Genomic DNA, 1,600 nt, shown 5'->3' with positions numbered 1-1,600 from the left:
TTCATATACTGTATTGAAATTATATAAAACATTATAAAAATATAGTAGTAACTGTTTTGTGAAAATAAACCATTTGATAAAATAGTAACGATATAATTAAAAAGAATTGATAGATGGGAGAAGATATGAAAAAAAGATATAAAAAGTTACTCATTATAAGCGCATTAGTAATGGGAGTCAGTACATTTTCATATGTACAGAATAATTTATTAAGTGTAAGTAAAATATCAATAACATCTAGTAAGATACCTTCTAATTTCAAGGGATTTAAAATTGTACAATTGTCGGATTTACATAGTAAAAAATTTGGAGAAAACCAAGAAGTTTTAATTGAGAAAGTAAAAAGTTTGAACCCTGAGATTATTGTCATTACAGGGGATTTAATTGATAGTAAACGATATGATGCAGCAGCAAGTTTAAAGGTAATGAAAGAACTTGTAAAACACTATCCTGTTTATTTTGTTACAGGAAATCATGAATCATGGTCAGGGCGGTATGATGGCTTAGAAAAAGAGCTGAAAAGACATAATGTTATAGTTTTAAGAAATGAACATGTACGTATTCAAAAAGATGGACAGGAAATTTATCTTCTCGGCATAGATGATCCAGCATTTACCGTGAAAAATAACGATGAAAATAAAGAGATAACCACAGTGAAAAATGAAGTTGTTAAAGCGAAAAATACGATAGGTTCGGACGGATATAAATTGTTGCTTTCTCATAGACCTGAACTTCTACAAGTATATGCCGAGCAACAGATCGATTTAGTTTTATCAGGACATGCTCATGGAGGGCAAGTAAGGTTACCTTTCATAGGAGGATTAGTTGCACCTAATCAAGGGGTATTGCCTAAATATACTGCAGGTTTGTATGAGGAACAAAATACTTCCATGATAGTAAGTAGGGGACTGGGAAATAGTGTCATTCCGCAAAGGGTTTTTAATAGACCAGAAATTGTAGTCGTACAGCTGAATTAAACCTGTACGACTTTTTTAGTACAAGTATCCATTACAATTTTGTTAAATTTGTTCTACGCTACATAAACTAACAAATTTTGACGACCTTTCTTTGTTATAGTATAAATAATTAAAATACTCAGTTTTTGTTAAGTTTAGAATATTTATGGCTTGTGCATATAAAAAACTTTTTATAAAGGAGTGTAGGCATGCATAAAGAATTTGAAATTGAGGAATACACAGCAATTGAAGAACAAATTCATTATTATAGTCAATGTTTATTGGTGAATCATCCTGAGCAAATTGTAAAGTATTTAGAAAAAAGGTTAGAAACATATACAGAAACATTAAAACATGCACATTTGTATCCTGAAACAGTTATTTTGCCTATCCAGCAATTAGTAATCGAGTATTCTTTTGATCTTGCTAGGATTAAAAAGTATTTAAAACTAGAGACATAGCTTATAAATAATGTTGTAAAATGAAGCAGAGTCGGCAATGAGAAATGTATTCTATCGTCGACTCTGTTTCATTGTTTTATCGAAAATGTATTTGTTTTTAAAAAGGTTAGAAATACTTATAAATAAAATTTGACATATAATGCTTCAAGAGTAAAATAAAAGTGAGTACTCACTCATTTATAT

2 protein-coding genes are annotated in these 1,600 nt (G+C 29.6%); both read left to right on the top strand.

The annotated features are described in order from the left end of the window. Positions 1–125 precede the first annotated feature (125 nt). Positions 126–977 (top strand): metallophosphoesterase, encoded by an 852-nt coding sequence (locus tag V7183_RS25470; protein ID WP_335361278.1) that lies wholly within the window; start codon positions 126–128, stop codon positions 975–977. A 188-nt stretch (positions 978–1,165) separates the two neighbouring features. Further along, positions 1,166–1,417 (top strand): hypothetical protein, encoded by a 252-nt coding sequence (locus V7183_RS25465; protein ID WP_335361277.1) that lies wholly within the window; start codon positions 1,166–1,168, stop codon positions 1,415–1,417. Positions 1,418–1,600 lie beyond the last annotated feature (183 nt).

Source organism: Bacillus sp. JJ1127 (genome assembly GCF_036965845.1).
In the GTDB taxonomy this organism is placed as follows: Bacteria; Bacillota; Bacilli; order Bacillales; family Bacillaceae_G; genus Bacillus_A.
This window is presented reverse-complemented; position numbering and strand designations above follow the sequence as displayed.